The organism is Ruegeria sp. BHSC223 (assembly GCF_059613025.1).
The window spans coordinates 516,055-541,015 of the sequence record NZ_JBXWRR010000001.1 but is presented as its reverse complement, the minus strand read 5'-3'; the positions used below and the strand labels follow the sequence as shown (position 1 = coordinate 541,015).

Below are 24,961 nucleotides of genomic sequence, written 5' to 3'. Positions count from 1 at the left end.
ACGGGCCGGCACAGGGCCGGCCCGACGCGGGGTTTTCCGGGGTTATTGCAGGTCCGCCGCGGTCTTGCGCAGCTCGGGCAGGGATGGGGCCTTGTCCGCCCAGATCGTCTCCCATTGTGCGATGGCATCGCCGAAGAAGTCCTGATCGACCCGCTTGAAGGTCTTGCCCACCTTGGTCAGCGCATCGGTCCATTCCGGCTCTTTGGCCATGTAAACGTCCAATGTGCTGTCCACATGCTTGGCCATCAGCTCGGAAATCATCGCCTTGTCCGCATCGCTCAGCCCGGCATAGACGCGGGCCGAGATCAGCCCGACCATCGGGAACATCATGTGGTTCGAGATCAGGAGCGTGTCGGCATGTTCATGATATTTCAACACGTTGATCAGCTCGACATCCATGTCGATCGCATCCACCTGGCCATTGGCCAGCGCGTCATAGACCGCCGGAAGCGGCATCGGCGTGGGTGCGGCCCCCAGCGCGTTGTAGAAATCGAGGATCGGATCGAACGGCGTGATCCGCAGCTTGAGCCCGGACAGATCGGCGGCGGAATTCACCGCGCCCCGGCTCAGGATCTGGCGCATGCCTGCGCTGCCATAGCCGACGCCGACCACGCCCGCCTCTTGCGGCAGCACCGCCAGCATGCCGCGCGCGGTGTCCGAGCGCAGGATGGCCGAGGCGTGGTTGATATCCTTGGCCAGATAGGGCGCATAGAACGCCCCCATGTTGGGCACCCGGTTCGACACTTCGGCCACGGTCATGAAGGCCATGTCCAGCGCCCCGGTCTGCAACTGTTGCAGCATCTGCGCCTCGTTGCCCAGCTGCCGCGCGGGGAATACCGAGACCGAATGCGCACCGCCCGATTTCTCGGACAGTTCGGCGCCAAAGGCCTCGGCGGCCTTGGTCCAAGTATGCGGTGGCGGGGTGATCAGGCCCAGGCGAAATTCCTTGGCCGCCGCCGGCAGCGCCGCCAGCACCAGCGCGGCACAGGCAACCCCCCGGGCCAGTCCCTTGAAGCTGATTGTCATGTGGTTCTCTCCCTGTTGGATTCGTTGTTTTTTGTCAGTCTAAACGCGGTTTACAGTTTCACCCAACCCTCTGGTGGTTCCTTGCCCGGATGTACCTCGCCGCAATTGGGGCAGGTGCGCGCCTGTTCGTCGGCATAAAAGGCCTGATAGACGGGTGGCAGATCGCGCACGATGCTTTCCAGCAACAGCTCGGCCCGGTGCACCAGGCTGCCGCAGCCGAAACAATACCATTCGATGGCGTCATGGGCGCCTTCGGGGCGTTTGGGTTCGATCACGAGACCGATCGAGCCCTCTTGCGGGCGCTGCGGCGAGTGGCGCACATGCGGCGGCAACAGAAAGATGTCGCCCTCGCGGATCGGCACGTCATAGAATTCGCCGCCATCGTAAAGTTTCAGCACCATGTCGCCCTTGAGCTGGTAGAAGAACTCCTCGACCGGGTCGTCATGATAATCGGTGCGCTTGTTGGGGCCGCCGACCACGGTCACCATCAGATCCGCATCCTCCCAGACCTGCTGGTTGCCGACGGGCGGTTTCAGCAGATGCTTGTGTTCGTCGATCCATTTCTGGAAATTGAAGGCGCTCAGCCGTGCCATCACGTGTTCCTCCTTACCGGTGCTTGCCATTGCGGGCTTGTATCAGCGTCGGGCCGGGCGGGGCTGCAAGACAAGGAATTTGTCCGAATGCCGCTATCGAAAATCGCGATAGCAGCGCGGGAACCGGCCTTGCGAACCGTGGGGTGCTGACGAACTTCCTTCATGCATGAAATTTTAAGGTTAAAGGAATGGCTCCTGTCAAGTGTCTTGGCCGCGGTCGAGGGTCAGGGCGGTTGATCACCTCTGCGTGAACGTGCTTTCTTGGCCCCCGCAGCGCGCCAGATCGAAGGGCGACGGAGCAAGCAGGAGACAACCCATGCGGATCAATGCGGATTTCAGCCAGCGCGCGGCGGTGCATTTCGACCAGACGGACTGGGTGCCGTCGCCCGCGCCCGGGGTCGAACGCAAGATGCTGGACCGGATCGGGGCCGAGGTGGCAAGGGCCACCACCATCGTCCGCTTTGCACCGGGCAGCGCCTTTGCCGCCCATACCCATGACGGAGGCGAGGAATACCTGGTTCTGGACGGTGTGTTTCAGGATGAGCTGGGCGATTTTCCGACCGGCTCTTATGTGCGCAACCCGCCGACCTCGTCCCATACGCCCACGACCGAACCGGGGGCGACCATCCTGGTCAAGCTGCATCAGTTCGACCCAGCCGACCGCACCGAGGTGCGCCGTTCGATCACCGGAAAGAGCGACGAGACGCTCTTTGCCGATGCGCATGAAGAGGTGCGGCTGGAAAGCTGGGCGGCGGGTGCGCAGGTGACGCGCGATCTGCCCGGCGGGATCGAGGTCTTCGTGCTGGAGGGCGGGTTTCAGGAGGGTGGGGAGTCCTTTTCGCGTTGGGACTGGCTGCGCCTGCCACCGGGCGCGCGGCTGGAGCTGACCGTGGGGGCCGAGGGGGCGCGTGTCTGGGTGAAATCCGGCCACCTCGCCGGAATGGTCTGACATCCTTGCGGCATGCGGCAAGAATTTTCGCCGAAAATTCTGGCACCCAGCCTTGCGGACCCGGGCGAATTCGTCCGGGTTCTTCATTTTTGACCGAAAGATAAATTTTACCAGTTGATAAAATTTCTGGATGTGGCAAGCTGATCTCAATAACGAACATATCTTCAGGGAGAAGAACGATGGCACAGGGCCAGATGGCTCCCGGCATTGTCGCCGGGCGGCTTTCCAGCGACGAACTTGCCGCGAATTTCGACGATCTGCATCCGGCCTATGCGCCGCATGAGGCGGCGGTGGCCGCGGATCGCTGCTATTTCTGCTACGACGCGCCGTGTCAGACGGCCTGTCCGACCGAGATCGACATTCCACTGTTCATCCGGCAGATCCAGACCGGCCACCCCGAGGCCGCGGCGCGGACCATTCTGGAGCAGAACATCCTGGGCGGCATGTGCGCCCGCGTCTGCCCCACCGAGACGCTCTGCGAAGAGGCCTGCGTGCGCGAGGCGGCCGAGGGCAAGCCGGTCGAGATCGGGCGGCTGCAACGCTATGCCACCGATACGCTGATGGCGCGCGGCGTGCATCCTTTTACCCGCGCGGCGTCCACCGGCAAGCGCGTGGCGGTTGTTGGCGCAGGGCCTGCGGGGCTGGCCTGCGCGCATCGTCTGGCGATGCTGGGCCATGACGTGGTCATCCACGAGGCGCGGCCCAAGGCCGGCGGGCTGAACGAGTTCGGTATCGCCGCCTACAAGGCGACCGGCGGCTTTGCCGGGGCCGAGGTGGACTGGCTGCTGCAAATCGGTGGCATCACGGTTGAGCAGGGCTCGGCCCTGGGGCAGGGCCTCACGCTCGGTGGGCTGCGCGCCGACTATGACGCGGTATTCCTGTCCATTGGCCTTGCCGGGGTGAACGCCCTGCGCGCAGCGGGCGAGGACAAGGATGGCGTCCGCGACGCGGTCGATTTCATTGCGGAGCTACGCCAGGCGGGCGACCTGTCTGCACTTCCGGTGGGGCGCAATGTGGTGGTGATCGGCGGCGGCATGACCGCGATCGACGCCGCCGTGCAGTCGAAACTGCTGGGCGCCGAGAACGTGACCGTCGCCTATCGCCGTTCGCGGGCCGAGATGGGAGCGAGCGGCTTCGAACAGGATCTGGCTGCCTCCAAAGGCGTCAGGCTGATGTTCAACGTGATGCCGGTGGCGGTGCATGGCAATGGCGCGGCGGTCGAGATCGAGCTGGAATACACCACCAGCGCGGGCGGTTCGGTGACCGGAACGGGCGAGACCATCCGTTTGGCTGCCGATCAGGTGTTCAAGGCCATCGGTCAGACGCTGGAAGGCGCGCCAGAGGGGCTGGAACTGGAGGGCCGCAAGATCAAGGTCGACGGGGCGGGTCGTACCTCGGTGCCCGGGGTCTGGGCCGGCGGCGACTGTGCCAGCGGCGGCGAGGACCTGACCGTGACCGCCGTGGCCGAAGGCCGCGATGCCGCCATGGACATCCACGCACAACTAAGCGCGTGACACCGAACAAGGATGCGAAAGCACATCAGGGAGGCCGTATAAATGGCTGATTTGAAGACAAACTTTCTGGGCATCGAAAGCCCGAACCCGTTCTGGCTGGCCTCGGCGCCGCCGACCGACAAGGAATACAACGTCCGCCGTGCCTTCGAGGCTGGTTGGGGCGGTGTCGTGTGGAAGACGCTTGGCTCCGAAGGGCCGCCGGTGGTCAACGTCAACGGCCCGCGCTACGGCGCCATTTATGGTGCCGACCGGCGTCTGTTGGGCCTCAACAACATCGAGCTGATCACCGACCGCCCGCTGGAAACCAACCTGGAAGAGATCGCGCGGGTCAAGGCGGATTACCCCGACAGGGCGGTGATCGTGTCGATCATGGTGCCCTGCGAGGAAGCGGAATGGAAAGCGATCCTCCCGCGGGTGGCTGAAACCGGGGCCGATGGAATCGAGCTCAATTTCGGCTGCCCGCATGGGATGAGCGAGCGTGGCATGGGCGCTGCGGTGGGCCAGGTTCCCGAATATATCGAGATGGTCACGCGCTGGTGCAAGACCCATTACGACAAGCCGGTGATCGTGAAGCTGACACCCAATATCACCGATATCCGCTATCCGGCACGGGCCGCGAAAAACGGCGGTGCGGATGCGGTTTCTCTCATCAATACAATCAGTTCCATCACGTCGGTGAACCTGGATAATTTCAGCCCCGAACCCTCGATCGACGGTAAGGGCAGCCATGGCGGTTATTGTGGTCCGGCGGTGAAACCGATCGCGATGAACATGGTGGCAGAGATCTCGCGCGACCCGGAAACCCAGGGACTGCCGATCAGCGGCATCGGCGGGGTGACCACCTGGCGTGACGCGGCCGAGTTCATGAGCCTCGGCTGTGGAACAGTGCAGGTCTGCACCGCGGCGATGACCTATGGCTTCCGCGTGGTGGAAGAGATGAAATCCGGCCTCAGCCAGTGGATGGATGAGAAGGGATACACCAGCGTCAGCGATTTCGTCGGGCGCGCGGTGCCCAATGTGACCGATTGGCAGTATCTGAACCTGAACTACATCGCCAAGGCCAAGATCGATCAGGATCAGTGCATCAAATGTGGCCGCTGCTATGCCGCCTGCGAGGATACCTCGCATCAGGCGATTTCCATGTCCGAGGAGCGGGTGTTCGAGGTGATGGATGACGAATGCGTCGCCTGTAACCTCTGCGTCGATGTCTGCCCGATCGAGGGGTGCATCTCGATGGTGCCGATGCAGCCGGGCGAAACAGACCCGCGCACCGGCAAGGTGGTGCAGGCCGATTATGCCAACTGGACCACGCATCCCAACAACCCGATGGCACGCGCGGCGGAGTGAGGTCTGAGATTTTTCGACGAAAAATCTCTGCTTGAGAAAATTCGACGAATTTTCTCAGAAAAGAAGGCGGATCGGTCCGTTGTGGCAGACCACGACGAACTGATCCGCCGTTTCGATCACGTGAAAGTTGCGGCGGCGCATTTCAGTCAGGAAGCGCTCCTTGCCGACTTCGCGGTCAACCCAGGCGATGGATCTGCGGACGACCGCGCCGCGTTGAACGGCGCGTGTGGCAAAAATCTGTTCCAGCCAGCGGCGGGCCTGATCGGGGTGAGGCAGGGTCTGCATGCCTCATCTCAGCAGGTTATGGTAAAGAAAGGCTGAATTCACCCCAAGGCCTTGCCTTGTCTCCAGGCCGCCGCGCGGGTACTTCGGGACAAGGGTGTGTTCAGTCTGCAGGTCCCCATGGTACGTCAGCTTCTTCCCGTAAGTGCCTTGTTGCTTGGCTCTGCCTTGCTGCTTTTCGCGGGGGGCATGAACAGCCTGATTCTGCCGATCCGGGGCGCGCAGGAAGGGTTCAGTGCCTCGGCGCTGGGTCTTCTGGGGACGGGGTGGGCTTTTGGCTATGTCGCGGGATGTTTCTATACGCCGCGGCTGGTGGGGAAGGTCGGCCATGTGCGTGCCTTCAGCGTAATGTCCGGGTTCGCTGCCGTCGCCGTGCTGATGTCTTTGTTGCTGCTGACGCCCTGGACCTGGATTCCGCTGCGCGCCATGTCGGGTTTCTGCTTTGCCGGGGCGGCGATGATCGTCGAAAGCTGGCTAAGCGAACGGGCCGAGCCGAGCACGCGCGGTCGCATCTTCGGACTCTATACGATGGTGAACCTCGGTGCCTCGACCGCCGGGCAACTGGTGCTGACGATGGGTGATACGTCGGGCTTTCTGTTCTTTGTCCTGCCCGCGATCTTTTACTGCCTGGCGTTGATGCCGACGGCGATGTCCTCCAAGGCGATGCCAAAACCGCTGGTCAGTGTCCGTCTCGACCTGATGGCGCTCTGGCGCAACTCTCCCGTGGCGGTGATCGGGGTGCTGTGTGTCGGCGTGACGAACAGCGCCTTTGGCACGTTGTCGGCGGTCTATGCCGATGGGATCGGGCTGGCGCTTACGACGGTGGCGCTGTTTGCCAGTCTGCCGGTGCTGGCGGGCGCGGTGTCGCAGATCCCGATCGGCTGGTTGTCGGACCGGCTGGACCGGCGCGCGGTGCTGATCGGTGTCGCGGCCCTGGCGCTGGCGGTCGATATGGTCTTTATCGCTCTGTCGCCGGAAACCCGGATGCTGAACCTCGTGCTGGCCTCGCTGTTCGGCGCCGCGATCTATGCCATGTATCCGATCATCATTGCCCATGCCAACGATCACGCCGCCGCGGATCAGGCGATTCAGGTCAGCGGCGGGCTGTTGATGCTTTACGGTGTCGGGTCGATCCTGGGGCCCTTGCTGGCAGGGGTCGGAATGGAGAACCTGGGCGGAACCGGCCTGTTCATGACCTCGGCGGCGGCGCATGTGCTGCTGATCCTGTTCTCTGGCCTGCGGATCCTGTTGCGCGCCCCGGTGGACGAGGCCGACAAATCGAGCTTTGTGCCCGCGCCCGCCGCCCGCGCCACCACGCCTGAAACCGCGGCGCTGGCAAGCGGTGAGTCCGATGAGGTCGAGACTGAGAAAACAGAGATTACTCCGGACGCGGGCTGAGCAGTCGCCGGTAGAGTGTATCGAGAAACACATCGGCGCCGTCGAAGGGATCCTCGTTGCCCAGAACCGCACGCACCTGCACGTCGAAGTCCGCGTAGTGCTGGGTCAGCGACCAGATCGAGAACAGCAGGTGATAGGGATGAACGCGGGCGATCCGGCCCGCCGCCATCCAGGCTTCGAGCAACGCCACCTTGTCATCGACCAGCGCCTTCAGGTCTTCGCTCAGGGCCTGATAAATGCGCGGGGCGCCTTGTACGATCTCGTTGGCGAACAGGCGGCTTTCGCGGGGGTAATCGCGGCTCATCTCCAGTTTGCGGTGGACATAGGCCAAAAGCTCGGTCAGGGGCTCGCCCTGATCGTCGAGCGCGCGCAGCGGATCCAGCCAGGTATCGAGCAACTCGGCCAGCAGGGCCTCGTGCATCGCTTCTTTCGACGGGAAATAGTAGAGCAGGTTGGGCTTGCTCAACCCTGCCTCGGCGGCGATCTGATCCACCGTCGCGCCCCGGAACCCATGCGCCGAGAATACGTTCAGCGCGGCGTCCAGGATGGCGGCACGGTTTTTCTTCTGGATACGGGTCGGCGCGCGGTCCTGAGGCATGATCTGCTGATTTTTCCTTCGCTTGCCCGTCGAAGTGACGGAATCTTGCAGGGGAACTCGGCTATTTCTTGACTGGTGTCAAACCCGTGATAGCGTGAGTTTGACCAGTTGGTCAAATAGCTAGGCCAGCAAGAACGCAAAGCAAGCAACAGGGGAACAGGTATGGCGGCTCCGGCACAGAATCTCAGAATCAACGGCGACAGGTTGTGGGACAGTCTGATGGAGATGGCCAAGATCGGCCCCGGCGTGGCGGGCGGCAACAACCGTCAGACCCTGACGGACGAAGATGGCGAAGGCCGCGCGCTGTTTCAGCAATGGTGCGAGGCGGCGGGATGTTCCATGGGGCTTGACCAGATGGGCAACATGTTCGCCATGCGGGCGGGAACCGACCCGGATGCGCTGCCGGTCTATGTGGGCTCGCATCTGGATACCCAGCCGACGGGCGGCAAATATGACGGGGTGCTGGGGGTTCTGGCCGGGCTGGAGGTGATCCGCACCCTGAACGACCTGGGCATCCGCACCAAACACCCCATCGTCGCCACCAACTGGACCAACGAGGAGGGTACGCGCTTTGCCCCCGCGATGCTGAGTTCGGGGGTGTTTGCCGGTATGCATACGCAGGACTGGGCCTATGCCCGCACCGATGCCGAAGGAAAGAGCTTTGGCGACGAGCTGTCACGCATCGGCTGGCGCGGCGAGGAAGAGGTGGGCGCGCGCAAGATGCATGCGTTTTTCGAGCTGCATATCGAACAGGGGCCCATTCTGGAGGCCGAGGGCAAGGATATCGGCGTTGTCACCCATGGCCAGGGGCTGAGTTGGACACAGGTCACGATCACCGGCAAGGACGCCCATACGGGCTCGACTCCGATGCCGATGCGGCGCAATGCCGGGCTGGGCATGGCGCGGGTTCTGGAAAAGGTGGACGAGATCGCGCTGAGCCATGCGCCCCATGCGGTGGGGGCAGCGGGTCATATCGACGTTTACCCGAACTCGCGCAACGTGATCCCGGGCAAGGTGGTGTTCACGGTCGATTTCCGCAGCCCCGAATTGTCGGTGATCGAGGATATGGAGGCGCGGCTGCGCGTCGAGGGCCAGAGGATCGCCGATGCGATGGGGCTGGAGATCGCCTTTGAAAAGGTGGGCGGCTTCGACCCGGTGGCCTTTGACGAAGGCTGTGTCTCGGTCATCCGCAACGCGGCCGAGCGGCTGGGATACAGCCATATGAACATCATCTCGGGCGCTGGCCACGATGCCTGCTGGATCAACCGGGTGGCGCCGACGGCTATGGTGATGTGTCCCTGCGTTGACGGGCTGAGCCATAACGAGGCCGAGGAGATATCGAAGGACTGGGCCGCTGCTGGTACGGATGTGCTGTTCCATGCGGTGGTGGAGACGGCGGAAATCGTGGAGTGATCCGGGGGCGATGCCCCCGGACCAGCGGGGGGCGCTGCCCCCCGAACCCCCCGGAGTATTTTCGGCGAAATGAAGGACAGGGGATGGTGCCGGACACGGCCATAATGCGCAAACGTGTGAGGGCGGCAGTTGAGGCCGATCTTTCGAACGCGCCATTGGATGCGGTGGGCCGGGCCACGCTGCGCGATTTCGCGGCTTTGCGGCAAGAGCCGGAGGTTGTGGAAGTGCAGTTCAGCGGCGGCGTGATGGGGCAGGGTTGGGCGGTCACGCGGCCGAATGGCCCCTACGTGGTCGTCTACCTGCCGCAGGCGGGATGTTTCTCGCTCTGTGTCGAGGGGCCGTTCGGGCCGCTGGATATCGGGGTGCATGGCAATGCGATCGGCTGTTTCGGGTCGGTCTGACAAGAAAACAGGGAGTTCAAGCAAATGAGCACAGTCATCAGGAACGGCACCGTTGTCACCGCCGATCTGACCTATAAGGCGGATGTGCGGATCGAAAACGGCGTGATCACCGAAATCGGCCCGGGGCTGAGCGGTGATAAGGAGTTGGACGCCACCGGCTGTTACGTGATGCCCGGCGGCATCGATCCCCATGTGCATCTGGAGATGCCCTTTATGGGCACCTATTCCAGCGACGATTTCGAGAGCGGCACACGCGCCGGGCTGGCGGGCGGAACCACGATGGTGGTGGATTTCTGCCTGCCCAATCAGGGCGAGAGCCTGCTGGACGCGATCAAGCGCTGGGACAACAAATCGACCCGGGCCAATTGCGATTATTCCTTCCACATGGCGGTGACCTGGTGGGGCGAGCAGGTCTTCAACGACATGAAGACCGTGATCGAGACGCGCGGGATCAACACGTTCAAGCATTTCCTCGCCTACAAGGGCGCGCTGATGGTGAACGATGACGAGCTGTTCGCCTCGTTCAACCGCCTGGCCGAACTGGGTGGCATTGCCATGGTCCATGCCGAGAACGGCGATGTGGTGGCCGAGATGACCGCGCGCCTCTTGGCCGAGGGCAATACCGGGCCCGAGGCGCATGCCTATTCGCGCCCCACTCAGGTCGAAGGCGAGGCGACCAACCGCGCCATCATGATCGCCGATATGGCCGGTGTGCCGCTTTATGTGGTGCATACCTCGTGCGAGGAGTCCCACGAGGCGATCCGGCGCGCCCGCATACAAGGCAAGCGGGTTTGGGGCGAGCCGCTGATCCAGCATCTGACATTGGACGAGAGCGAGTATTTCCACCCCGACTGGGATCATGCGGCACGGCGCGTGATGTCACCGCCCTTCCGCAACAAGCAACATCAGGACAGCCTGTGGGCGGGGCTGCAATCGGGTTCGCTGAGCGTGGTGGCTACCGATCACTGCGCCTTTACCACCGAGCAGAAACGCTATGGCGTGGGTGATTTTTCCAAGATCCCTAATGGCACCGGCGGGCTGGAGGACCGGATGCCGATGCTGTGGACTCATGGGGTGGCGACCGGTCGCCTGACGCCGAACGAATTTGTGGCGGTTACATCAACAAATATCGCTAAGATATTGAATTGTTATCCGAAAAAAGGTGCGGTTCTGGTCGGTGCCGACGCCGATCTGGTGGTCTGGGACCCGGAGAAATCCAAGACGATCAGCGCAGGCAGCCAGCAATCGGCCATCGACTATAACGTGTTCGAAGGCAAGGAGGTCAAAGGCCTGCCGCGCTTTACCCTGACGCGCGGCCAGGTGGCGGTCCATGATGGCGAAATCCGCACCCAGGAGGGCCATGGCAAGTTCGTGGCGCGCGAGGCGAACACGCCGGTGAACCGGGCGCTGAGCAGCTGGAAAGAACTGACCGCACCGCGTCCGGTGGAACGGTCGGGCATTCCGGCGACGGGGGTCTGATGCGCCTATTCGGGCACAAGCGCATCCAGTTCGGGCAGGAGAACGACACTCTCCTGCTCGTGCGGATCGGTGCGGGCCAGGATGGCGACAGCCTCGGTCTGACCGGTGTTGATCGGCAGGTGCGGGACACCGGCGGGGATATAGATCAGATCGCCCGCATTGGTCTCCATGCGGTGTTCCAGCGCAGGGCCCCAGTACATGATTGCCGACCCCTCGATCACGTAGATCGCTGTTTCGTGGTCGGCGTGCAGATGGGCCTTGGCCCGGCCACCCGGCGGAATGCGCAACATGTGCATACAAATGGATCGGGCGCCGGTCGTCTCGCGTGCGATCCCTTGAAAATAATTGAACCCCTGCTTGCCGGCATAGGTTTCGCCAAGGCGGAGTTTTTGGCAGGTTTCTGGCATCTGATCGGGCATCGCTCGGGGGTCTCGAACAGGACAATGACACTATGAATGGGACAGGGCAGCAGCCGGAGTTGTCAAGCGTGGTTTCGGCCAAGGGGCTGGATCTGACGTTTCAGACAAATGACGGCCCGGTTCACGCGCTCAAGGACGTGAACCTGGAAATCAACAAGGGCGATTTCGTCAGCTTCATCGGGCCGTCGGGCTGTGGCAAGACCACCTTCCTGCGCTGTATCGCGGCGCTGGAAACGCCGACCGGTGGCAGCCTGACGGTGAACGGGATGACGCCCGACGAGGCGCGGCGCAAGCGCGCCTATGGCTATGTGTTCCAGGCGGCGGGTCTGTACCCGTGGCGGACCATCGCCAAGAATATCAAGCTGCCGCTCGAGATCATGGGGTTTTCCCGGCAAGAGCAGGAAGAACGGGTGAGAAAAGTCCTGGAACTCGTTGATCTGGCTGGGTTTGGCGGCAAGTTTCCCTGGCAGCTGTCGGGCGGAATGCAGCAGCGCGCCAGCATCGCCCGCGCGTTGGCCTTCGACGCCGATATCCTGCTGATGGACGAGCCGTTCGGGGCGCTGGACGAGATCGTGCGCGATCACCTGAACGAGCAATTGCTGGCGCTTTGGGCGCGGACCGGCAAGACCATCGGGTTCGTCACCCATTCGATTCCCGAGGCGGTCTATCTGTCGACCAAGATCGTGGTGATGAGCCCGCGCCCGGGCCGGATCACCGATGTGATCGAAAGCCCGCTGCCCAGGGAGCGGCCGCTGGATATTCGGGACAGCAAGGAGTTCATAGAGGTCGCGCATCGCGTGCGCGAGGGTCTCAGGGCGGGGCATGCCGATGACTGAGCTGGGTTTCTGGATGCGCGGCGACGAGGCCGGGCGGAACCGGAATTCGGCACGAATTCCGGCCCGATTTCCTTGCAGGAAATCGGAGTTGCGCGCGTGGGGAGGGACGGCATGAAATCTCTGCTTGCGGTTCTGACCGTCCTCGCTGCGATCGTTGGGCTCTGGTATGCGGCCTGCGTGCCGATGAACATTCACGGTGTGCTGGTGACGGCGGAACGCGGCGGGGCGGTGGTGGAGCCGTCCGATGGTGCCGCCCGGCGCGAGATGAGCGGTGTTTCGCTGGCGCTGAAGAACGGGTTTGCCGTGCCCGAGACCTGGGCGCAGGAGCGTCCGCGCTTGCCGGCGCCCCATCAGGTGGCGATCGAACTGTGGGACACCACGGTGATGAAGAAGATCACCTCGAAACGCAGCCTTGTCTATCATGGCTGGGTAACGCTGAGTGCTACATTGCTGGGGTTCGGCATCGGCACTGTTCTGGGTGTGTTGCTGGCGGTGGGGATCGTGCATTCCCGTGTCATGGACATGTCGGTGATGCCCTGGGCCATCGTCAGCCAGACCATTCCGATCATCGCGCTGGCGCCTATGATCATCGTGGTGCTTTATTCGGTGGGTGTTCAGGGGATCATCCCCAAAGCGGTGATCTCGGCCTATCTGAGCTTTTTCCCGGTCGTGGTCGGTATGGTCAAGGGGCTGCGCAGCCCCGATGCGATGCAGCTTGACCTGCTGAGAACCTACAATGCCTCAAAGGGCGAGACTTTTTGGAAACTGCGCCTGCCGGCCTCGATGCCTTATCTCTTTGCCTCGCTCAAGATCGGGATCGCGGCCTCGCTGGTCGGGGCCATCGTGGGTGAGTTGCCGACCGGAGCGGTTTCGGGTCTGGGTGCGCGGCTGCTGGCAGGGAGTTATTACGGCCAGACCGTGCAGATCTGGTCGGCCCTGTTCGGGGCGGCGATCCTGGCGGCCTGTCTGGTGGGGCTGCTGGGGGTGATCGAGCGGCTGGTTCTGAAGCGGATGGGGATGGCATGAGGATGGCACGACATAGGGGGGGCGCTGCCCCCGTCGCGCAGGCGCGACTCCCCCGAGGTATTTTGGAACAGAAGAAGATTGGGGGGATGCGCGGATGATGCTGGTTCTGGTGGCCTTGCTCGTCTGGGGCGCGGCCTGGTGGCTGAACACGCGGCTGGCCGAGGGTCCGCAGGCCGAGACCCGTTCGGTGCAACTGGCGGTGCCGCTGATTTTTGGCGCGACGATCCTCATCGTGTGGGAACTGGTGGTACGGGGCCTGGAGGTGCCGCTGGTGATCCTGCCCGCGCCCTCGCTGATCGCGGCGCGGTTCGCGGGTAGCCTGCCGATCCTCTGGGCGGATTTCGTACAGACCTTCGTCAAGGGGGCACTGAGCGGCTATCTGATCGGCTGCGGTGCCGCGTTCCTGATGGCGGTTGCGGTGGACCGGTCCGAGTTCCTGCGGCTGGGCCTGTTGCCGGTGGGCAATTTCGTGGCGGCCCTGCCCATCGTTGGCACTGCACCGATCCTGGTGATGTGGTTCGGCTTTGACTGGCAGTCGAAGGCCGCCGTGGTGGTGGTGATGGTGTTCTTTCCCATGCTGGTCAACACCGTGGCGGGCCTGCGCGAGACCACGTCGATGCAGCGCGACCTGATGGAGACCTATGCGGCCAGCTATTGGCAGAGCTTCTTCAAGCTGCGGCTGCCGGCGGCAATGCCCTTCATCTTCAACGGTTTGAAAATCTCGACCACGCTGGCCCTGATCGGGGCGATCGTGGCCGAGTTCTTCGGCTCGCCGACATTGGGCATGGGGTTCCGTATCTCGACCAGTGTCGGACAACTGGCGCTGGACATGGTCTGGGCCGAAATCGTGGTGGCGGCGCTGGCGGGAACGCTGTTCTATGGGCTGGTGGCGCTGATCGAACATCATGTCACCTTTTGGCACCCCTCGCAGAGACGCTAGGCTGACAGATATGCGACAAGATCCCGGACCGAACCGGGGCACAGAATTGAACAACCAACAAGGAGTGAAATCATGAAGAAACTGTTGAATGGCGCGGCTCTTGCCCTGGCCCTGGCGGCTGGTCCGGCTCTGGCGGCGGACGAGGTCAAGCTGCAACTGCAATGGGTCACCCAGGCGCAGTTCGCCGGCTATTACGTGGCGCTGGACAAGGGCTATTACGACGAAGAGGGTCTGGATGTCACCATCCTGCCCGGCGGCCCCGACATCGCCCCGCCGCAGGTGCTGGCCGGTGGCGGCGCCGATGCGATGCTGAACTGGATGCCCTCGGCGCTGGCGGCGCGGGAAAAGGGCCTGCCGGTGGTGAATATCGCGCAGCCCTTCAAATCCTCGGGCCTGATGCTGACCTGCTGGAAGGATACCGGCATCACCGGACCGCAGGATTTCAAGGGCAAGACCATCGGTGTCTGGTTCTTTGGCAATGAATACCCGTTCCTGAGCTGGATGAGCCAGGAGGGGATCAGCACCGATGGCGGCGCCGACGGGGTGACCGTGCTCAAGCAGGGCTTCAACGTCGACCCGCTGCTGCAACGTCAGGCCGATTGCATCTCGACCATGACCTATAACGAATATGGTCAGGTGCTGGATGCCGGTGTCAGCGAGGACGAACTGGTGACCTTCAAATACGAGGACATGGGTGTCGCCACCCTGGAGGACGGCATCTATGTGCTCGAGGACAACCTCAAGGACGACGCGTTCAAGGACAAGATGACCCGCTTTGTGCGTGCCTCGATGAAAGGCTGGAAATATGCCGAGGCCAATCCGGACGAGGCCGCGGGCATCGTTCTGGACAATGACGCCACCGGTGCCCAGACCGAGGCGCATCAGGTTCGCATGATGGGTGAGATCGCCAAGCTGACCGCCGGGTCGAACGGTGCGCTGGATCCGGCCGACTTCGACCGCACGGTTGCCACGCTGCTGGCAGGCGGCTCTGACCCTGTGATCACCAAGACGCCCGAGGGCGCCTGGACCCACGAGATCACCGACGCGGCACTGAAGTAACGTCTGGAAAGCTACGCCGGGGGCGACCTCGGCAGGCGCGGTCCCGTTTGGGGCCGCGCTTTTTCGTGCGCGGATGTTGGTTTTGGTTGGGACGGGATACAAGGGCGTGATATGCATTGAGTTGCAAAAAGAACCCCAATGATCGTAGGTCAACCCGAGCTGGAATAAAATGCTAAATTTTGCGCAAGAAATGCAGGCTGCGTTTGCCCTGGTTCTGGCTGGTGATTCCGAATTGCTCGGGATCGTGGGCCTGTCGCTGCGCGTGTCGCTTTTTGCGGTCCTCTGCGCGGCTCTGATCGGGATGCCGCTGGGGGCTGCGCTGGCCGTCGGGCGGTTTCCCGGTCGCCGCGCGATGGTGGTGCTGGTCAATGCGCTGATGGGGCTGCCACCGGTTGTGGTCGGGCTGATTGTCTATCTGATGCTATCGCGCTCGGGCCCGCTTGGCGTATTGCAACTGCTTTATACGCCAACAGCCATGATCATCGCGCAGGTGGTTCTGGTTACCCCTATCATCGCCGCCTTGACCCGTCAGGTGGTCGAGATGCTGGATGCCGAATATGCCGAACAGATGCGCAGCCTGGGCCTCTCGCGGCTGGCCACGGTGCCGGTGCTGTTGTGGGACGGGCGGGTGGCGTTGCTGACCGCGCTTCTGGCTGGTTTTGGCCGTGCCATTGCCGAGGTGGGCGCGGTGATCATCGTTGGCGGCAATATCAACCATGTGACCCGTGTGATGACCACCGCGATCGCGCTTGAGACCTCAAAGGGCAATCTGGCGCTGGCGTTGGCGCTTGGGGCGGTCCTGATCGGGATTGCCGTCGCGGTCAATGCGCTGGTCAGCCTGCTGGGCGCGCGCAGCCGGGCCGAGGCGCTGGCCCATGCGTGATCTGGTCGAGGAAAGCGGGCTGGTGATCGAGACGCAGGGCTTGCGCATCTCGCGTCGTGGCCAGAGCCTGCTGGATGTGCCGAATCTGAGGCTGGGCGGGCCGGGGCCTACGGTGATTCTGGGGCCGAACGGGGCGGGCAAGAGCCTGCTGTTGCGCTGCCTGCATGGGTTGATCCAGGCCGATGCCGGGACAGTGCGGCAGAATGGGCGCGCGCTTGACGCCGAGGAGCGGGCCAGCCAGGCCATGGTGTTCCAGCGGCCCGTGATGCTGCGCCGCTCGGTGGCGGGCAATCTCGATTTCGTCCTGCGCCGCCGGGGTCTGAACCGGGCGCAGCGTCAGGCCCGGATCGCGGCGTTGCTGGCCGAGGGCGGATTGCCGTCGCGCGCGCGCCAGGGGGCCCGCTCGCTGTCTGTGGGCGAGGCGCAGCGGTTGGCGATCCTGCGTGCGCTGGCCACCGAACCCGAGGTGCTGTTCCTCGACGAACCCACCAGCGCGCTGGACCCGGGCGCGACCCAGGCGGTCGAATCGCTGGTGCTGCGCGCCAGCGCCCGTGGCGTGCGGATCGTGATGGTAACCCATGACATCGGCCAGGCCCGGCGGCTGGCGGCGGATGTGGTGGTGATGATGGGCGGGCAGGTGGTGGAACACGGACCTGCCGCTCAGGTGCTGGATGACCCGGCCAGCGGCGCGGTGCGTCGGTTCCTGGCCGGAGAGCTGATTTTCTGAACATTCACGGAGACTGAACATGATCGGAAGTGTTTTCCGCGCGAGCGCGCTTGCGCTTGGCCTGATGGCGGGCACATTGGCGCAGGCGGCAGAGTTCATCGTGGTGCAATCCACCACCTCTACCCAGAATTCGGGCCTGCTGGACCATATTCTGCCCGCGTTCGAGGCCGAGACCGGGATCGAGGTGCGAGTGGTCGCGGTGGGCACCGGCCAGGCGATCAAGAACGCCGCCAATGGTGATGGCGATGTGCTTCTGGTGCATGCCAGGGCGGCCGAGGAGAAATTCGTGGCCGAGGGCTGGGGTGTCGAACGCCTTGATGTGATGTACAACGATTTCGTGCTGGTCGGCCCGGCCTCGGACCCGGCGGGCGTGCGCGGTGGCAGCGATATCGTGGCGGCGCTGAGCGCGATTGCAGAGGTTGAGGCGCCCTTTGCCTCGCGCGGGGATGACAGCGGCACCCATAAGGCCGAACTGCGCCACTGGCAGAGAGCGGGTATCGACGTGTCTGCTGCCTCGGGCGGCTGGTATCGAGAGACCGGTTCGGGCATGGGGGCGACGCTGAACCTGGCGGCCGGCATGGGCGCGTATGCGCTGACCGATCGCGCCACCTGGATCGCCTTTGCCAACAAGGGTGACCTTGTGATCGCGGTCGAGGGCGACGCGCGGCTGTTCAACCAGTATGGGGTGATCCTGGTCAACCCCGAGAAGCATCCCGGCGTCAAGGCCGAAGCCGGGCAGCGGTTCGTCGACTGGCTGACCGGCGCGGACGGGCAGGCGGCGATCTCGGGCTATACGCTGGACGGCCAGCAGCTGTTCTTTCCCAACGCGAAATAGTCCGGCGCGGCTGCGGCAGGGAGAGATTTTTCGACGAAAAATCTCGCCTCCGGCGGGAGTATTTTGGGCGGAATGAAGGGGGATTATTCAGTCAGCCGCTGGCGCCGTTGTGATGGACGGTGCCAAGGCCGCTGAGGTCATAGCCCCCCATCTCGGCTGCGCGGGCGGCAAAGGCGGGGCTTCGCAGGAAGGCCATCAGCCGGGTCATCGGTGGATCGAATACGGCGCGGCGCCAGATCGCCAGGTCGAACCGCTCTTCATGGGTGGGGATGAAGCCAAGCCCGTAGGGCGACGCAAGGGCCCCCAGACCAAATCCCGCCTCGGCCTTGCCCGATTGCAGCAGCTGGGCGAGGTCCTCTTCGGTGCGGGCGCAGGTGGGATCTGGGGCGAGATCGGCGGGGGAGAGGCCCAGTTTCTCCAGCTCGGCAAGGAAAAGGTGCTGGCTGGCGGCGCTGGCCTGGCGCATTGCAACCTTGCGTCCGCGCAGATCGGCGATCCCTCTGATGCCGGTGATCCCGGGTGCCAGCAGCAATCCACGCTGGCGCCGCGCGATCTCGATCAGCACCACCGGCGCCTCTCCGACGGCGTCCCTCAGGGATGTGGTATTGAACCCGTCTGCCTCGCGGATATGCAGCGCAGCGGCCTGAGCGCTGCGCTCTTTCAGCCGGATCAGGCCGTCGAAGGAGCCGTCGTAATAGGTGGCCAGCCCGGCGCTGCTTTCCCTTAGCGCCCAGTCGAGCAGCGGGTCATGGCTGCCCGCCAGGATCGGGGGCAGGGGCGGCTCTGCCACCTGCGGCCCCGCGCGCGAGGCGTTGAGCCAGGCCAGTACCTCGGCCCGGGGAAACAGCAGCTTGCCCATGGCGCGCACATGCGGCACCTCGCCCGAGGCGGCGAGGTCATAGGCCTTGCGCTCGCCGATCCTGAGCAGGTCGGCCAGCTCGCGGGTGGTCAGGAACTCGGCCATTCAGTCGAGACGCACATCCGCGCCGGTGCCGCGTTCAGCGGCGGAAAAGCCCGCACGGTTCAGAATCTGCGGCGCGGCGACGGTGATGATGGCCATCAGGACAACGGCGCTGAGAAAGGCTTTCATGGCTGCTCCTTTGCCAGGGTGGCCCGGCGCAGATAGGCGATCAGGTCGGCGCGGTCCTGGGCGCCGGTGATCCGTTGCATGGGCATCTTCGATCCCGGAATGTAATGGTCCGGGCCCAGATCGAAAAGCGAATTGATGCTGTCTTCGGTCCAGACGATCTCCGACCCCGCCAGAGTGTCGGAATAGAGATAGCCGGGCAGGGTGCCCGCGCGGCGGCCGAATATCTGGTAGAGAGTGGGACCGGCCCGGCGTCCGCCATCCGCTGTCAGCGCGTGGCAGATCGAGCATTTGCGGGCAAACTGCCGCTCGCCGTTGTCCATGTCCTCGGGGGATTTCAGAAAGCTGCGCTCGCCGCTTGCCATCTTGCCATGTTCCGAGAGCGAGGCCACCGGCCAGCTGTACATCGTGTCGTCGATCCCACCGGCGTGGATATTCGCGCCATCGGGCGAAAAGGCCAGCGCCCAGACCGGGCCGCGCAGGGTGGCGCGGAAGTCGCGGGCGATGCGCCAGCTGTCTGTGTCGATCACCATGATATAGCCCTCGCCATCGCCCACAGCGAGCTGGCTGCGGTCGGGGCTGAGTGCCAGCGCCAGAACCGGGCGGCGGTCGAGGGTAAAGTCGCGCTCGGCCCCGGTGGCAAGGTCAATGACCCGCGTCACCCCATCGACCGCGCCATAGGCCAGCCAGCCATCGGGCGCATTCAGCACGATCTCGTTGATGCCGAACCCGTGGCGGGTGATCTGGCGCAGCTCGCTGCCGCTCGCAACATCCCAAAGCCGCAGCACGCCATCCATGCCAGCGGAATAAAGCTGCGCGCCATCGGGAGAGAAGGCGACCGCATTCACGCCGCTGCCGGCATCGAAGCTGCGCGGCGCCGCGCCGTCCAGCGGCCAGAGGCCGATGGTGCCGTCCCAGCTGGCGGTGGCGGCGAGGGTGTCCGACAGGGCAAGACCAGTGATCTTGCCCTTGTGGCGGCCCAGCACGGTACCCTCGGGCCAGCGGCGCAGGGTGAAATCGTCGCCCGCCGAGTAGAGCATGCCGCCCTGAAACGCCACCGTGTTGACAGCGGCCTCGTGTCCTTCGAACCAATGCGGTGCCCGCCCGGCCCACAGCCCCACGGAATTGTCAAAACTGGCGGTTGCGATCTGCCCCTCTGGGCCAACGGCGATGCCCATGACCGGCCCGCCGTGACCCTTGAGGGTAAAGAACTCTGCCGCCGCGCAGGCGGGCCAGAGCACCAGCGCCAGCACCAGCGCCCGCATCATTCCGCCGGGCTGGGCCTGGCCTTGCTGGCCTCGGCCGATTTCACCTCGTCCAGCCACAGCGAATGGTGCTCGCGCGCCCATTGCTCCTCGACCTCGCCCGAGCCCATGGCATCGAACGCGCCCTCCATCCCCAGCGAACCCAGATAGATATGGGCGATGATGATGGTGATGAACGCAAAGGCCACGATCAGATGCCAGAGCTGAGCGTACTGCATTTCCTGATGCGGGGTCATCACCTCGGGCAGGGACAGGCCCATGGCCTGTGGCAGGCCGGTGGCATTGGCCAGCGCAAAGGTCTTGGCAAACATCGGCATTTCAAAGGGAAACAGCAGCGACAGGCCCGAGAGAGAGATCGACAGGCCGAGCAGGATACACAGCCAGAAGATGATCTTTTGTCCCGCGTTGAATTTCTTCGCGGGCGGATGCATCCCCTTGCTGAACAGGCCGCCGCCCACAGCCAGCCATTTCAGGTCATGCCGGTTGGGAATATTATGGGCGATCCAGTTCACCGTCACGATGGCCAGTCCCAGCATGAAGGCCCAGGCGATGTTGTTATGCACCCATTTGCAGGCCAGCGCGAGGCTGGCAAAGGTCTCTTTACCCAAGAACGGGATCAGGACGTCGCGGCCATACAGCGTGATCAGGCCCGACACGGCCAGCACCAGGAACGACCCGGCAAACAACCAGTGCCCGAACCGTTCAAAGGCGGCGAAGCGGGTGACGCTGCGCCCGGTCTTGGCGCCGTCGATGCGGATGCGGCCACGCAGCAGATAGAACAGGGTCAGCACGATGATCATGCCCCCCAGCGCATAGGTGCCATAATCGCGCAGCGCACCCTCGCGCAGGGTCAGCCACCACATGCCATCGTCCTGGATGATCACATCGGCAGCGGGGCCGCGCGCCGAGACGGTGACATCCGCCGCGCCATAGCGCAGGGCGCGGTAAATCTCGCTGTCCGAGGCGCCGCCGCGTACGCCCAACTGTGCCTCGAGCGGTGCTGTCTGGCTGCCGGTGTTGGTGGCGCGATAGGCATCGTCAACCACCTCGCCACGTTGCCGGGCCAGAATGTCCTCAAGCGTGGTGGCGCCGCCGGTGGCGGAGCGATCCGGCGTGGCCTCCTGCGCCACGGCGGGCAGGCCAAGACAGAGCAGACAGATCAGAAGTCGCAGAACCGGCATCGGAACCTCATGTGCAATCCGCACCGCCGGAAAACCGCGAAACAGTGCGGCGGCGCGAGAATTTTCGCAGAAAATTCTTGGTCCTGCGGCGCAAAGTTCATGCGCCGCAGGGTCTGACGGTGTCAGCCGCCCTTCTGGTCATAGGCCGTGCCCCAGCCCCAGGCGCCCGAGCCGAAACCGCGCGCCACGACGCGTTCGCGATAGATGGCCGAGACCACGTCGCCGTCACCGGCCAGAAGCGCCTTGGTGGAACACATCTCGGCGCAGATGGGCAGCTTGCCCTCGGCGATCCGGTTGCGCCCGTACTTGGCGAATTCGGCCGTCGAATGGGTCTCTTCCGGGCCACCGGCGCAGAAAGTGCACTTGTCCATCTTGCCGCGCGATCCGAAATTGCCCGCCTGCGGATATTGCGGCGCGCCAAACGGGCACGCGTAGAAGCAATAGCCGCAGCCGATGCACAGATCCTTGGAATGCAGCACCACACCGTCTTCGGTCTGATAGAAGCAGTCCACCGGGCAGACCGCCATGCAGGGGGCATCCGAACAATGCATGCAGGCCACCGAGATCGAGCGTTCGCCCGGTTTGCCGTCATTGATCGTCACCACCCTGCGGCGGTTGATGCCCCAGGGCACTTCGTGCTCGTTCTTGCAGGCGGTCACGCAGGCGTTGCACTCGATGCAGCGCTCGGCGTCACAGAGAAACTTTGCTCTTGCCATTTTCAGTCCTCCTTACGCTGCCGAGATCTTGCAGAGAGTGGCCTTGGTCTCCTGCATCTGGGTCACAGAGTCATAGCCATAGGTCTGCGCGGTGTTCGAGGCCTCGCCCAACACATAGGGATCGGCGCCCTTTGGATACTTCTCGCGCAGATCGGCACCCTGGAAGTGACCGCCGAAATGGAACGGCATGAAGGCCACGCCGGCGCCGACCCGTTCGGTCAGCATCGCCATCACCTTGACCTTGCCGCCCTCGGGGCCCTCGACCCAGACCTGTTGCCCGTCACGAATGCCCAGATTGTTGGCATCGCGCGGGTTGATCTCGACGAACATGTCCTGCTGCAATTCCGCCAGCCAGGGGTTCGACCGGGTCTCTTCCCCGCCACCCTCGTATTCGACCAGACGTCCCGACGTGAGGATTATCGGATAATCCTTTGAAAAGTCGTTCTTCTGGATCGACGCATAGAGGGTCGGCAGGCGATAGGCATGCCGGTCCTCATAGGTGGGATAATCCGCCACAAGGTCGCGCCGGTTGGTATAGAGCGGCTCGCGATGCAGCGGGATCGGGTCGGGGAAGGTCCAGACCACGGCCCGGGCCTTGGCATTGCCGAAGGGCGCGCAGCCATGCTTGATCGCCACCCGCTGGATACCGCCCGAAAGGTCGGTCTTCCAGTTGGTCTTGGGTCCGGCCACCGCGTCGATGGCGGCACGTTCCTCGGCAGTCAGATCGCCGTCCCATCCCAGATCCATCAGCATCTGCATGGTGAATTCAGGGTATCCGTCCTGAATTTCGGCGCCCGGGTTCGACACGCCCTCGGCCAGCAGGTTGTCGCCGTCGCGTTCCACCCCGAACCGGGCGCGGAAGCACAGCCCGCCCTCGGCCACCGGTTTGGACATGTCATAGAGGTTCGGCGTACCGGGATGGCCCATCTCCGCCGTGCCCCAGCAGGGCCATGGCAGACCATAGTATTCGCCATCGTTGGGTCCGCCCACCGCCTGCAATGTCGTGCGGTCGAAGGTGTGCTGATTGGCCATGTGGCTCTTGATCCGCTCGGGCGACTGGCCGGTATAGCCGATCGTCCAAAGCCCCGCGTTGAACTCGCGGGTGATGCTCTCGACATTGGGCGTTTCCGGGTCGTCCATCTCGATATTGCGGAACAGCCGGTCGGCCCAGCCGAACTTGTTGGCGAACTTGGCCATGATGACCTCGTCCGGCAGGCTTTCGAACAGCGGATCGACCACCTTGTCGCGCCATTGCAGCGAGCGGTTGGACGCGGTGACCGAGCCACGGGTTTCGAACTGCGTGCACGCTGGCAGCAGATAGACCCCGTCGGTGCGGTCATGCATCACGGCCGAGACGGTGGGATAGGGGTCGATCACGACAAGCATGTCGAGCTTTTCCATTGCCGTCTTCATTTCCGGCCCGCGCGTCTGGCTGTTGGGCGCGTGGCCCCACAGCACCATGGCACGGACATTGTTGTCCTGATCCATGTTGGCGGGGTCTTCCAGCACGCCGTCGATCCAGCGGCTGACCGGGATGCCGCTTTCGTTCATCAGCGGCTTGTCCTTGCCATCCTTGTCCTTGATCGAGGCGAACTGTCCCTTGAGCCAGTCAAGATCCTCGCCCCAGACACGCGCCCAATGGGCCCAGGCGCCGGCGGTCAGGCCGTAATAGCCGGGCAGGGTGTGGCTGAGCACGCCCAGATCGGTCGCGCCCTGCACGTTGTCATGGCCGCGGAAGATGTTGGTGCCGCCACCCGAGGTACCCATGTTGCCCAGCGCCAGCTGGAGCACGCAATAGGCGCGGGTGTTGTTGTTGCCATTGGTGTGCTGGGTGCCGCCCATGCACCAGATCACGGTGCCGGGGCGGTTGTTGGCCATGGTACGGGCCACGCGTTTCAACTGGCTGCCGGGCACGCCGGTCACGCGCTCGGTCTCTTCGGGTGTCCAGTTGGCCACTTCGGCCTTGATCTGGTCCATGCCCCAGACACGGGTGCGGATGAACTCCTTGTCCTCCCATCCGTTCTCGAAGATGTGCCACAGGATACCCCAGATCAGGGCCACGTCCGTGCCGGGACGGAAGCGCACATATTCATCGGCATGGGCCGCCGTGCGGGTAAAGCGCGGATCGCAGACGATGAGCGGCGCGTTGTTCTGTTCCTTGGCCTTCAACACATGCAACAGCGAGACGGGATGCGCCTCGGCCGGGTTGCCGCCGATGATGAAGATGGCCTTGGAATTGTGGATGTCGTTATAGCTGTTCGTCATCGCGCCATAGCCCCAGGTGTTGGCAACACCTGCAACGGTCGTCGAGTGACAGATACGGGCCTGGTGATCCACGTTGTTCGTACCCCAATAGGCGGCGAACTTGCGGAACAGATAGGCCTGTTCGTTATTATGCTTGGCCGAGCCCAGCCAATAGACGCTGTCCGGGCCGCTTTCGGCGCGGATTTTCATCATGCCGTCGCCGATCTCGTCGATGGCCTGGTCCCAGCTGATCTGCTTCCACTCGCCGCCCTCTTTCTTCATCGGGTACTTCAGGCGGCGTTCGCCATGGGCGTGCTCGCGGACCGAGGCCCCCTTGGCGCAATGGGCGCCCAGGTTGAACGGGCTGTCCCAGCCGGGCTCCTGCCCGATCCAGACGCCGTTCTTGACTTCGGCGACGACGGTGCAGCCCACCGAGCAATGGGTGCAGACGGATTTCACGGTCTCAACCGCCGATCCGGCGGCTGTCTGGGCGCTGGCCTGCGTCACGGTTCCGCCCGTGGCGCTGATCGCGGCCAGGCCGCCGATCGCCAGACCCGAACCGCGCAGGAACGCGCGGCGGTCGACATGGCTGTCGCCGACCTGGGACAGGATCGAGTTCCGCTGGGGGCGTCGCGCAACCCCGTTGGTCTTTTTCCTTAGCATCTTCTACCTCCCGTGCTGGCCACATCATGTGGCTGGCTTGGTACCTGTTGGAACCGGCGTCAGGGCCTCACGCAACCGTC

Annotated in this window: 25 protein-coding genes; 14 read left to right on the top strand and 11 right to left on the bottom strand. The window is 63.8% G+C overall.

Annotation, left to right across the window (positions count from 1 at the left end):
- Positions 1-42: 42 nt before the first annotated feature.
- Together AC2FNY_RS02640 and nbaC are read right to left on the bottom strand one after the other, a co-directional pair.
- Entirely contained in the window at positions 43-1,026 is a 984-nt protein-coding gene (locus tag AC2FNY_RS02640; RefSeq protein WP_234136523.1) for a TRAP transporter substrate-binding protein, read from the bottom strand.
- A gap of 50 nt (positions 1,027-1,076) precedes the next feature.
- Positions 1,077-1,619 (bottom strand): 3-hydroxyanthranilate 3,4-dioxygenase, encoded by a 543-nt coding sequence (nbaC, locus tag AC2FNY_RS02635; protein ID WP_234136524.1) that lies wholly within the window; start codon positions 1,617-1,619, stop codon positions 1,077-1,079.
- A gap of 316 nt (positions 1,620-1,935) precedes the next feature.
- Here nbaC and AC2FNY_RS02630 point away from each other — a divergent pair, with 316 nt between their 5' ends.
- From AC2FNY_RS02630 to preA, 3 genes are all read left to right on the top strand, one after another.
- The gene (locus AC2FNY_RS02630) at positions 1,936-2,568 is read left to right on the top strand and encodes a cupin domain-containing protein (RefSeq protein ID WP_496801540.1); all 633 of its coding nucleotides are present in this window, start codon (positions 1,936-1,938) and stop codon (positions 2,566-2,568) included.
- 179 nt (positions 2,569-2,747) lie between these two features.
- Positions 2,748-4,082 (top strand): NAD(P)-dependent oxidoreductase, encoded by a 1,335-nt coding sequence (locus tag AC2FNY_RS02625; RefSeq protein WP_496801539.1) that lies wholly within the window; start codon positions 2,748-2,750, stop codon positions 4,080-4,082.
- A gap of 42 nt (positions 4,083-4,124) precedes the next feature.
- Positions 4,125-5,429 carry an NAD-dependent dihydropyrimidine dehydrogenase subunit PreA gene (gene preA, locus AC2FNY_RS02620; protein WP_234166712.1) on the top strand — a complete coding sequence of 435 codons (1,305 nt, stop codon included), beginning with the start codon at positions 4,125-4,127 and terminating at the stop codon, positions 5,427-5,429.
- Between the two features lie 54 nt (positions 5,430-5,483).
- On the opposite strand, the gene AC2FNY_RS02615 is transcribed toward preA, so the two are convergent.
- Entirely contained in the window at positions 5,484-5,714 is a 231-nt protein-coding gene (locus AC2FNY_RS02615) for a hypothetical protein (protein ID WP_011047511.1), read from the bottom strand.
- A gap of 117 nt (positions 5,715-5,831) precedes the next feature.
- On the opposite strand from AC2FNY_RS02615, the gene AC2FNY_RS02610 reads away from it, so the two are divergent.
- Complete coding sequence (locus AC2FNY_RS02610; protein ID WP_496801538.1) at positions 5,832-7,109, top strand: MFS transporter; 1,278 nt, start codon at positions 5,832-5,834, stop codon at positions 7,107-7,109.
- Here AC2FNY_RS02610 and AC2FNY_RS02605 read toward each other — a convergent pair.
- On the bottom strand, positions 7,090-7,707 hold the full coding sequence (locus tag AC2FNY_RS02605) for a TetR/AcrR family transcriptional regulator (protein ID WP_234136529.1): 618 nt from the start codon (positions 7,705-7,707) through the stop codon (positions 7,090-7,092). The two genes, AC2FNY_RS02610 and AC2FNY_RS02605, sit on opposite strands and share 20 nt — an antisense overlap.
- 162 nt (positions 7,708-7,869) lie before the next feature.
- Between AC2FNY_RS02605 and AC2FNY_RS02600 the strand changes: the two genes are divergently transcribed.
- The 3 genes from AC2FNY_RS02600 (at position 7,870) to hydA (ending at position 11,000) form a co-directional block, all read left to right on the top strand.
- Positions 7,870-9,120, top strand: coding sequence for a Zn-dependent hydrolase (locus AC2FNY_RS02600; protein WP_496801537.1), 1,251 nt, complete (start codon positions 7,870-7,872; stop codon positions 9,118-9,120).
- Between the two features lie 104 nt (positions 9,121-9,224).
- Positions 9,225-9,521: a hypothetical protein gene (locus AC2FNY_RS02595; protein WP_234162454.1), complete on the top strand. Its 297-nt coding sequence runs from the start codon at positions 9,225-9,227 to the stop codon at positions 9,519-9,521.
- Positions 9,522-9,545: 24 nt separating this feature from the next.
- Positions 9,546-11,000 carry a dihydropyrimidinase gene (gene hydA / locus AC2FNY_RS02590; protein ID WP_496801536.1) on the top strand — a complete coding sequence of 485 codons (1,455 nt, stop codon included), beginning with the start codon at positions 9,546-9,548 and terminating at the stop codon, positions 10,998-11,000.
- Between the two features lie 5 nt (positions 11,001-11,005).
- Here hydA and AC2FNY_RS02585 read toward each other — a convergent pair whose 3' ends face one another.
- Complete coding sequence (locus tag AC2FNY_RS02585) at positions 11,006-11,296, bottom strand: cupin domain-containing protein (RefSeq protein WP_234136533.1); 291 nt, start codon at positions 11,294-11,296, stop codon at positions 11,006-11,008.
- Between the two features lie 155 nt (positions 11,297-11,451).
- On the opposite strand from AC2FNY_RS02585, the gene AC2FNY_RS02580 reads away from it, so the two are divergent.
- The 7 genes from AC2FNY_RS02580 to AC2FNY_RS02550 all read left to right on the top strand — a co-directional run bounded on the left by AC2FNY_RS02580 (position 11,452) and on the right by AC2FNY_RS02550 (position 17,725).
- The gene (locus tag AC2FNY_RS02580; protein WP_234136534.1) at positions 11,452-12,255 is read left to right on the top strand and encodes an ABC transporter ATP-binding protein; all 804 of its coding nucleotides are present in this window, start codon (positions 11,452-11,454) and stop codon (positions 12,253-12,255) included.
- A 111-nt stretch (positions 12,256-12,366) separates the two neighbouring features.
- Entirely contained in the window at positions 12,367-13,281 is a 915-nt protein-coding gene (locus AC2FNY_RS02575) for an ABC transporter permease (protein ID WP_234166707.1), read from the top strand.
- A gap of 94 nt (positions 13,282-13,375) precedes the next feature.
- Entirely contained in the window at positions 13,376-14,221 is an 846-nt protein-coding gene (locus tag AC2FNY_RS02570) for an ABC transporter permease (protein WP_234136536.1), read from the top strand.
- Between the two features lie 72 nt (positions 14,222-14,293).
- Positions 14,294-15,280: an ABC transporter substrate-binding protein gene (locus AC2FNY_RS02565; protein WP_234136537.1), complete on the top strand. Its 987-nt coding sequence runs from the start codon at positions 14,294-14,296 to the stop codon at positions 15,278-15,280.
- 169 nt (positions 15,281-15,449) lie between these two features.
- Complete coding sequence (locus tag AC2FNY_RS02560; protein ID WP_496801535.1) at positions 15,450-16,163, top strand: ABC transporter permease; 714 nt, start codon at positions 15,450-15,452, stop codon at positions 16,161-16,163.
- Positions 16,156-16,890, top strand: a complete 735-nt coding sequence (locus AC2FNY_RS02555) for an ATP-binding cassette domain-containing protein (protein ID WP_234136539.1) — start codon at positions 16,156-16,158, stop codon at positions 16,888-16,890. Before AC2FNY_RS02560 ends, AC2FNY_RS02555 begins: the two co-directional genes overlap by 8 nt.
- Before the next feature lie 19 nt (positions 16,891-16,909).
- The gene (locus tag AC2FNY_RS02550) at positions 16,910-17,725 is read left to right on the top strand and encodes an ABC transporter substrate-binding protein (protein WP_496801534.1); all 816 of its coding nucleotides are present in this window, start codon (positions 16,910-16,912) and stop codon (positions 17,723-17,725) included.
- 91 nt (positions 17,726-17,816) lie between these two features.
- On the opposite strand, the gene AC2FNY_RS02545 is transcribed toward AC2FNY_RS02550, so the two are convergent.
- The 6 genes from AC2FNY_RS02545 to AC2FNY_RS02520 all read right to left on the bottom strand — a co-directional run bounded on the left by AC2FNY_RS02545 (position 17,817) and on the right by AC2FNY_RS02520 (position 24,881).
- Complete coding sequence (locus AC2FNY_RS02545) at positions 17,817-18,689, bottom strand: substrate-binding domain-containing protein (protein ID WP_496801533.1); 873 nt, start codon at positions 18,687-18,689, stop codon at positions 17,817-17,819.
- Complete coding sequence (locus tag AC2FNY_RS02540; protein ID WP_255699818.1) at positions 18,690-18,815, bottom strand: hypothetical protein; 126 nt, start codon at positions 18,813-18,815, stop codon at positions 18,690-18,692. It lies immediately after the preceding gene.
- The gene (locus tag AC2FNY_RS02535) at positions 18,812-20,077 is read right to left on the bottom strand and encodes a c-type cytochrome (protein WP_496801697.1); all 1,266 of its coding nucleotides are present in this window, start codon (positions 20,075-20,077) and stop codon (positions 18,812-18,814) included. The genes AC2FNY_RS02540 and AC2FNY_RS02535 overlap by 4 nt, the downstream gene beginning before the upstream one ends.
- The gene (locus AC2FNY_RS02530; RefSeq protein ID WP_496801532.1) at positions 20,077-21,258 is read right to left on the bottom strand and encodes a formate dehydrogenase subunit gamma; all 1,182 of its coding nucleotides are present in this window, start codon (positions 21,256-21,258) and stop codon (positions 20,077-20,079) included. Before AC2FNY_RS02530 ends, AC2FNY_RS02535 begins: the two co-directional genes overlap by 1 nt.
- Positions 21,259-21,380: 122 nt before the next feature.
- Positions 21,381-21,974, bottom strand: coding sequence for a formate dehydrogenase FDH3 subunit beta (gene fdh3B, locus AC2FNY_RS02525; RefSeq protein WP_164127012.1), 594 nt, complete (start codon positions 21,972-21,974; stop codon positions 21,381-21,383).
- A gap of 12 nt (positions 21,975-21,986) precedes the next feature.
- On the bottom strand, positions 21,987-24,881 hold the full coding sequence (locus tag AC2FNY_RS02520; protein ID WP_496801531.1) for a formate dehydrogenase subunit alpha: 2,895 nt from the start codon (positions 24,879-24,881) through the stop codon (positions 21,987-21,989).
- Positions 24,882-24,961 lie beyond the last annotated feature (80 nt).

What these genes read in the sequence shown, in the direction of transcription:
- AC2FNY_RS02640 (WP_234136523.1), bottom strand. Translation starts at nt 1,026, where the DNA reads ATGACAATCAGCTTCAAGGGACTGGCCCGGGGGGTTGCCTGTGCCGCG.
- nbaC (WP_234136524.1), bottom strand. Translation starts at nt 1,619, where the DNA reads ATGGCACGGCTGAGCGCCTTCAATTTCCAGAAATGGATCGACGAACAC.
- AC2FNY_RS02630 (WP_496801540.1), top strand. Translation starts at nt 1,936, where the DNA reads ATGCGGATCAATGCGGATTTCAGCCAGCGCGCGGCGGTGCATTTCGAC.
- AC2FNY_RS02625 (WP_496801539.1), top strand. Translation starts at nt 2,748, where the DNA reads ATGGCACAGGGCCAGATGGCTCCCGGCATTGTCGCCGGGCGGCTTTCC.
- preA (WP_234166712.1), top strand. Translation starts at nt 4,125, where the DNA reads ATGGCTGATTTGAAGACAAACTTTCTGGGCATCGAAAGCCCGAACCCG.
- AC2FNY_RS02615 (WP_011047511.1), bottom strand. Translation starts at nt 5,714, where the DNA reads ATGCAGACCCTGCCTCACCCCGATCAGGCCCGCCGCTGGCTGGAACAG.
- AC2FNY_RS02610 (WP_496801538.1), top strand. Translation starts at nt 5,832, where the DNA reads ATGGTACGTCAGCTTCTTCCCGTAAGTGCCTTGTTGCTTGGCTCTGCC.
- AC2FNY_RS02605 (WP_234136529.1), bottom strand. Translation starts at nt 7,707, where the DNA reads ATGCCTCAGGACCGCGCGCCGACCCGTATCCAGAAGAAAAACCGTGCC.
- AC2FNY_RS02600 (WP_496801537.1), top strand. Translation starts at nt 7,870, where the DNA reads ATGGCGGCTCCGGCACAGAATCTCAGAATCAACGGCGACAGGTTGTGG.
- AC2FNY_RS02595 (WP_234162454.1), top strand. Translation starts at nt 9,225, where the DNA reads ATGCGCAAACGTGTGAGGGCGGCAGTTGAGGCCGATCTTTCGAACGCG.
- hydA (WP_496801536.1), top strand. Translation starts at nt 9,546, where the DNA reads ATGAGCACAGTCATCAGGAACGGCACCGTTGTCACCGCCGATCTGACC.
- AC2FNY_RS02585 (WP_234136533.1), bottom strand. Translation starts at nt 11,296, where the DNA reads ATGCACATGTTGCGCATTCCGCCGGGTGGCCGGGCCAAGGCCCATCTG.
- AC2FNY_RS02580 (WP_234136534.1), top strand. Translation starts at nt 11,452, where the DNA reads ATGAATGGGACAGGGCAGCAGCCGGAGTTGTCAAGCGTGGTTTCGGCC.
- AC2FNY_RS02575 (WP_234166707.1), top strand. Translation starts at nt 12,367, where the DNA reads ATGAAATCTCTGCTTGCGGTTCTGACCGTCCTCGCTGCGATCGTTGGG.
- AC2FNY_RS02570 (WP_234136536.1), top strand. Translation starts at nt 13,376, where the DNA reads ATGATGCTGGTTCTGGTGGCCTTGCTCGTCTGGGGCGCGGCCTGGTGG.
- AC2FNY_RS02565 (WP_234136537.1), top strand. Translation starts at nt 14,294, where the DNA reads ATGAAGAAACTGTTGAATGGCGCGGCTCTTGCCCTGGCCCTGGCGGCT.
- AC2FNY_RS02560 (WP_496801535.1), top strand. Translation starts at nt 15,450, where the DNA reads ATGCTAAATTTTGCGCAAGAAATGCAGGCTGCGTTTGCCCTGGTTCTG.
- AC2FNY_RS02555 (WP_234136539.1), top strand. Translation starts at nt 16,156, where the DNA reads ATGCGTGATCTGGTCGAGGAAAGCGGGCTGGTGATCGAGACGCAGGGC.
- AC2FNY_RS02550 (WP_496801534.1), top strand. Translation starts at nt 16,910, where the DNA reads ATGATCGGAAGTGTTTTCCGCGCGAGCGCGCTTGCGCTTGGCCTGATG.
- AC2FNY_RS02545 (WP_496801533.1), bottom strand. Translation starts at nt 18,689, where the DNA reads ATGGCCGAGTTCCTGACCACCCGCGAGCTGGCCGACCTGCTCAGGATC.
- AC2FNY_RS02540 (WP_255699818.1), bottom strand. Translation starts at nt 18,815, where the DNA reads ATGAAAGCCTTTCTCAGCGCCGTTGTCCTGATGGCCATCATCACCGTC.
- AC2FNY_RS02535 (WP_496801697.1), bottom strand. Translation starts at nt 20,077, where the DNA reads ATGCGGGCGCTGGTGCTGGCGCTGGTGCTCTGGCCCGCCTGCGCGGCG.
- AC2FNY_RS02530 (WP_496801532.1), bottom strand. Translation starts at nt 21,258, where the DNA reads ATGCCGGTTCTGCGACTTCTGATCTGTCTGCTCTGTCTTGGCCTGCCC.
- fdh3B (WP_164127012.1), bottom strand. Translation starts at nt 21,974, where the DNA reads ATGGCAAGAGCAAAGTTTCTCTGTGACGCCGAGCGCTGCATCGAGTGC.
- AC2FNY_RS02520 (WP_496801531.1), bottom strand. Translation starts at nt 24,881, where the DNA reads ATGCTAAGGAAAAAGACCAACGGGGTTGCGCGACGCCCCCAGCGGAAC.